This is a genomic window from Protofrankia sp. CiP1_Cm_nod1, from assembly GCF_920888515.1.
Taxonomy (GTDB): domain Bacteria; phylum Actinomycetota; class Actinomycetes; order Frankiales; family Frankiaceae; genus Protofrankia.
The window spans coordinates 1-5,601 of sequence record NZ_CAKKTM010000224.1 but is presented as its reverse complement, the minus strand read 5'-3'; the positions used below and the strand labels follow the sequence as shown (position 1 = coordinate 5,601).

The following is a 5,601-nucleotide window of genomic DNA, read 5'->3' as shown; positions in this document are numbered from 1 at the left end:
GGCGGTGGCGGCGGCGACGCCGCGCGGATGGCCGCTGACCTCAGCCGCTGCGTGGCGGCGATCGCCGAGCTGGCCAGCGGTCTCGCCGGCACCGGCCCGGGCGGCCCGGCCGACGGGAGCGATCCGGTCCCGGCGGGTGACCAGGCCGGCCGGCGGCCGGCGGCGTCGTTCAGGATCACCCATGCCGGGACGGGATGGGTGATGGCGACCAGCGACACCGACGCCTTCGACCGGGTGTACGAGGCGGGGCACACCCGGGCGGTGATGTGGCGGCCGCTGCCCGACGGCTCGACCGCGTACACCGTGGGACGGCGCAGCGACCTGGTGGACGGCTTCCCGGTCGGGCCGGTCGCGGAGCCGGGGACGATCCTCGGCGCGCTCGCCGCGCGGGAACCCGGCTGGGGCGGGGGCAGCTCGATCGGCGGCGCGCCCAGGCGTCCCGGCGGCTCCCGCAGCTCGCTGCGCCCGGACGAGGTCTTCACGATCGTCGAGGCAGCCGTCACCGCCGCCGGCTGACCCACGGATACACGACGCGGGGCAGGTGATCGGCACCGGCGCCGGTGCGCGACGATGAGGCGTGCCCGATTCCGAACCCGCCGGACGGTATCAGCCGCTCGCCGTACCGACCTCCGCCAGAAACCGGCCGGGACAGGCGTGCTGGGCGGACGCGATGAAAGCCGCGATGACGCGCGGCCGCGTGACGACACCCGCGCTCACCGCCAAGGTCGCCCCGCAGCTCGGGCTGAAGGACAGCACCGACAAGGTCCGGCGGTGGCTCGCCAACGAATCCGCGGTCGACCCGATCGCCATCCCGGTCCTCGCCCGCGCGGTAGGTGTCCACCCGCTGGAGATGCTCAGCGCCTACGGCCTGGTCGAATCGTCGGTCGCGGCGCTGGCGCTGCGGTTGAACGCCTGCGAGCACCGGTTCCGGCTGCAGCGGGCGCTGCTCGCCGAACAGCACCGGGCCGCCGGCGGCGCTCTGTTCGCCGAGCTCGCGCTGCGGCACGGCGGATGGGCGGTCACCGTCGTGCCGCACTGGCGCGGCCGGCGCTGCCGGTACCACGTCGGCGACTACGCGCTGCTCGACCGGCGGGACGGGATAGCCGACCGCGGCGAGGCCGGGCGGGTGTTCGCCGAGGCGTTCGACCGCACCGGCGCGGAATGGGACAATCCCCTGTTCGTCGGGGAACCGTCGTCCGCGTGGGAGGACGGACGCGTCTACGTCCCGCGCCTTGCCGCGGCGCGGGCCGCGGAGCCGTACGCGGCCGTCCTCGCCGGCACCCGCGGCATCGTCGTCGCCGGGCCGCGCTGGGCCGGGATGTACACGGTCGCCGCGCTGGTGTCGGCGGCGCTCGGCTGGGGACGGGAAAGCTTCGACTTCCTCGCCCGGTCGCTGAACCCGGGGCGCGGGCCGAACACGCCGCTGGCCAGCGAACTGCTGCGAGGCTGGCTCGCGGACCCCGCCTCGGCCGAGAACCTCGTGTGGGCGCACATCCTGGCCGACCCGGCGGCGGACGGCGACGGCGATATCCGGCTGCTCGCCAGCGCTCCGCCCGACGTCCAGGTGGTGCTGCTCATCCCGGCGGACGGCCCGGGGGGTGGGGCGCTCGGAGCCGTCGCGGAGCTGTCCGGCCGCCCGGTTGCCGAGATCCGGGCGTCCGTCGAGCGCTGGCGGGCGGCGCTGGCGGAACGTCCCGGCCTCGCCCATCTGGTCGTGCCCGCGCCGCTGGGCCGCGACGGGCAGCCGGCCGGCCCCCGTCAGGCCGGCTTCCTCGACGGCTTCTTCGACTCCTCCGTCGACGTGGCGCTGCGGATCCTCGCGCTGCTGGCCGGCGATGCCCCGGCCGGCTCGCTCGTCCCGGCGCAGGCGGCCGCGGCCGACCGGTTCGCCGCCCTGGCCGCCGGTACCTGACCGTCCGGCACGCCCTGATGGCCCGCGACCCGCACCAGCAGGTCCCGATGGCGCCGGACGAGGTGCTCCGGATCCACGGGGGCCACCTCCGGGTAGCTTTCCTGCGGGTATGTCTCGCGCAGCGCGTCGCGCAGCTCCGCCTCGGCTTCCGCGAGCAGCTGGACGACATGCGAGGCCGTCGGGACGGCGATGCTCTCCCGCCTGCCGTCCCGCTTCCCCGCTTTCTCCTCGCCTCCGCCCCAGTAACGGTTCTCCCAGGGCTGGTCGATGCCGTGCGAAAGCGGATGGCTGTTGCGCAGATCGCGTAGCTGCGACGACGGCCGATGCCCGTTCTGCCTGTCCCGGACCACCTGCCACGGCGCCAGATGCTTCCAGTCCTGCGGGCGCTCGGTCGGTTCGGCGGGCCCGGCCACCCAGCCCCGGTTCTTCGTCAGGGTGGTCCGGCCGATGCCCTCGACCTGGCACCGCCGGGTCTGCCCGTCGGGCATCCGGAAGGTGTGGTCCAGGACGCTGGTCGCCAGGTAGGCGGCGTCCCACGGATGCTCCTCGGCGATCTGCCCGCACAGTCGCAACCGCGCGCAGGCCAGCGACACCTCCGCCGCCGACGTGCGGTCGTCGTGCCCCCCCACGCCGGGTGCGCTCTCCGGGACTCTGAACGCGTCCCGCCGGAGCTCGCGGACCTCGTCGGCCAGCCCGTGCAGCCGGGCCGAGCCGCGGCGCAGGAGACGTTCGGCGACCGTCAGGTCGAGGTTGCGCAGCGCCGTCACCGCCAGCTCGGCCAGGACGCCGTCCAGGCCGAGCGCGGCCAGGGCCCGATCGCCGTCCTCGTGGACTCCCCTGGTCGCCACGACTCCCCGGTCGTTATGGTCACCGTGGGTGGTCAGGACCTGTAGCGGCGCGGCGGCGCGGACCGACCAGTCGACCGCGGCCAGCATCGCGGCGGTGACCAGCGCCTTGGCGCCGAGCGGGAGGACCACCGCGACCTCGTCGACGAGGTCGGCACCGGGTACCTCCTCGTCGAGAAATCTGACCAGTTCCCGCTGGTAGGCGGCGGCCAGGCTCGGCGTCTCCGTGATCTCCTTCTCGGTCACCGCCACCGTGAAGGGACCGGTGACGGTGGGCCGGGGCGGTGTCGTCGTGCCCTGCGCCGTCCTGAGTTCGACAAGCAGCACCTCACCGGCCCCGAGCCGGGCGAGCACCTGGTCCAGGACGTCGTCGTCCTTGCGCTGGTCGGTACGCAGGACGCGCAGCAGGAGGACCCGCCGCCCGGCCGCGGGCGGCTCCCGCACCAGCCAGGCCGGATAGTCGGCCAGTAGACCACCGCGGTGCTGCGACGCGATCCAGTCGTTCTGCAGCGCGACCACGGCCGCCGGCGGCTCGGCCACCACCCCGAGGGCGCCGTGGCTGTTACGGATGACCTTCCGGTGCCAGCACACCACTTCCGGGCTCAGCAGCGCCGCCACCGGCGCGCCCACCCGCTCGGCCATGGCCGGGTCGACCGCGAGCTGCCTCCAGGGCGGGCAGCCGAGCATGCGCAGGACGTCCAGGTGCAGGTCGGCGGGCACGTGCGCGGTGGCGAAACGCCTGAGCCAGGTCCGGGCCGCGGCACCGTCGGTGATCTCCTGACGGGCCAGACCCTCGGCGAACGACGCCTGGACCGCTTCGAACAGCGCCGCACGCGCCCGGTCGTCAAGCAGCCAGTGGCCGTCGTCCCGGGGACCGCAGGCGGCGGTGAGCACGGCGGCGACGTTCACCGCCTGCCGACAGGCCAGCGGCTCCCACCGCGGGTCGAGCTTGGCGAGCGCGTCGTAGAAGCGGTGCCGGACCAGCCACCGTTTCATCGCCTCCTCCCGCTCCTGCCACGTCAGCATGCCCAGTTCGACGACGGCCACCGCGTCGTCCTCGGTCCGGAGGGTGACCGGGAAGCCCCGGATGAGCACCTCGAAGAGGAGACCCAGCACCAGGCCGGTCGACCCGCCGCCCAACGGCAGCTCCCAGCGCGTCGTCTCGTCGATGGCGTACCGCTCGATGTACTGCCGGATCCAGTCCCGGGCGGGCTCCAGGGCCGGATCGACGACATACTCGACGGTCACCCGGCCGCCACCGCCGGTGTGGCGGCTGACGTACTCGGCCACGACGTCGGCGAGCGGCCCGGTGGCTCGGGTACCGCCGGTCGTGGCGATCAGGAGGATGCGCTCCGGGCCGTCCGGTCCCGCGCCGATGCGGGAGACGAACCTGGACACCGGTGTGCCCGCGAGCTCGATGTCACGAGTGACCGGATCACTGCTGCGTAGCGCGGCCAGACGGGCTTCGATCTCCTCCGCGCCGGCCTTGAACAGCCCTACGTCGGACTCACCGAGAATATGGAGCGCTATCCGGCGCACAGTGCCTCCTCGTTCGCGGCCTCCTCGTTCGCGGCCTCTCCGTGCCCGGCCTCTCCGTGCACGGCCATGTCGTCATGAGCCATCTCGATGTCGCCGAGCAGGGCGGGCACCCGCGGCTTGGCCGCGAGCGGCTCGGCGATATACCGCCAGTAGCGGCGCGGGTCGCCCTCCCGCAGGGCGTCGGCGACCCGGCCCACCCGAGCCGCCATCGCCGCCACGGGCAGTCCGTACCGCGGCGCCCACGTCTCGACCGGCCAGCCCGCGTCCGTCACGGCCGGTGCGTCACTGCCCAGCCAGGTCAGCATGTGCGCGAGCAGGCGCCGGTCACCCGGGTCCGGCAGGATGCGCCCGGCCCAGCCGGTGTCGATGACCCGCTCGGGCCGCTGCGGCAGCCCGAGGCTCTTGCGGCGCCTGCGATGGAGCTGCCCGAGCGCGGCGGACGCGGTTCTCAGCGCGTAGCCGTCCAGAGTGGCCTCGCTCCCATCACGGGCGCCACGGCTGCGTGATGTTCCGTCGCGGCCATGATCGTCGAACCGACGGCCGCCCAGCCGGTTCATGACGTCGGCGAGCAGGTCGACGGCATCGTCGTAACAGCCCTGGTCACAGTAGGCGAGCACGGTCCGCCCCCGGCTGCTGTGGGCGGACCGCTGGGGGCACGGCCGCCCCCTGTGCCGGGTCGACGCCCGTCCCAGCACCGTGTTCACCGCGGCCGCGGAGGCGAAGAAGACCCGCGGGGACGGGCAGCGGACCGCCGCGGAACTCCACCCGCGCGCGGTACCGACGGCATCAGGGCCGCTGGTATCAGCGCCGGTGGTAATGGCCTTCTCACCGAACGTCCCGCCGACAGCCCCGTCTGGTGCCGGGATCGTAGTTTTCGTGCGCATATGGTGGATCTTGGACGGTCTTCGCCCCGTCCGGGACCCGAACACATGCGGACCTGGGCGCCCGGCGCGGCAGATCCTGCCCGGCCACGGCGTGTACCGGCGCTCCGCTCCCACACGTGGATGACGGCCGCGCCCACCCGTGCCGGCCAGGCGGGGATCTTCGCAGCCTGCCGCCGCGCGTACCCGTGCCATGCCCACCCGCGTCGGCCGGGCGGGGAGGACACCCCGCCCCCATGCATCGGCGCCTGCCAGCTCCCCGCGTCCCACACCCCTTCCTGACGGACGAAGGCTTCCCGACCGACGAAGGCCGCGCCGGCCGGGTTCGCCCACCAGGCCCACGCCCACGCGCTTTCCTGACGGATGCCCCCGCCGCGGTGGCCGCCGCGGTGGCAGCGGCGCCCGGGCCCTCGCTCTGCCGCGC

General features: G+C 74.5%; 2 protein-coding genes and 2 pseudogenes. 2 read left to right on the top strand and 2 right to left on the bottom strand.

Going from position 1 to position 5,601, the window contains the following annotated elements; translation table 11 throughout:
• Positions 1–516 (top strand): annotated as a pseudogene (locus NBX02_RS10465) (hypothetical protein); the annotation flags it as partial.
• A 1,242-nt stretch (positions 517–1,758) separates the two neighbouring features.
• Here NBX02_RS10465 and NBX02_RS10460 read toward each other — a convergent pair.
• Both NBX02_RS10460 and NBX02_RS10455 read right to left on the bottom strand, forming a co-directional pair.
• Positions 1,759–4,296: a hypothetical protein gene (locus tag NBX02_RS10460; protein ID WP_250291146.1), complete on the bottom strand. Its 2,538-nt coding sequence runs from the start codon at positions 4,294–4,296 to the stop codon at positions 1,759–1,761.
• Positions 4,284–5,180 (bottom strand): hypothetical protein, encoded by an 897-nt coding sequence (locus NBX02_RS10455; RefSeq protein WP_250291144.1) that lies wholly within the window; start codon positions 5,178–5,180, stop codon positions 4,284–4,286. The genes NBX02_RS10460 and NBX02_RS10455 overlap by 13 nt, the downstream gene beginning before the upstream one ends.
• Before the next feature lie 233 nt (positions 5,181–5,413).
• Here NBX02_RS10455 and NBX02_RS10450 point away from each other — a divergent pair.
• A pseudogene (locus NBX02_RS10450) lies at positions 5,414–5,601 on the top strand (hypothetical protein); the annotation flags it as partial.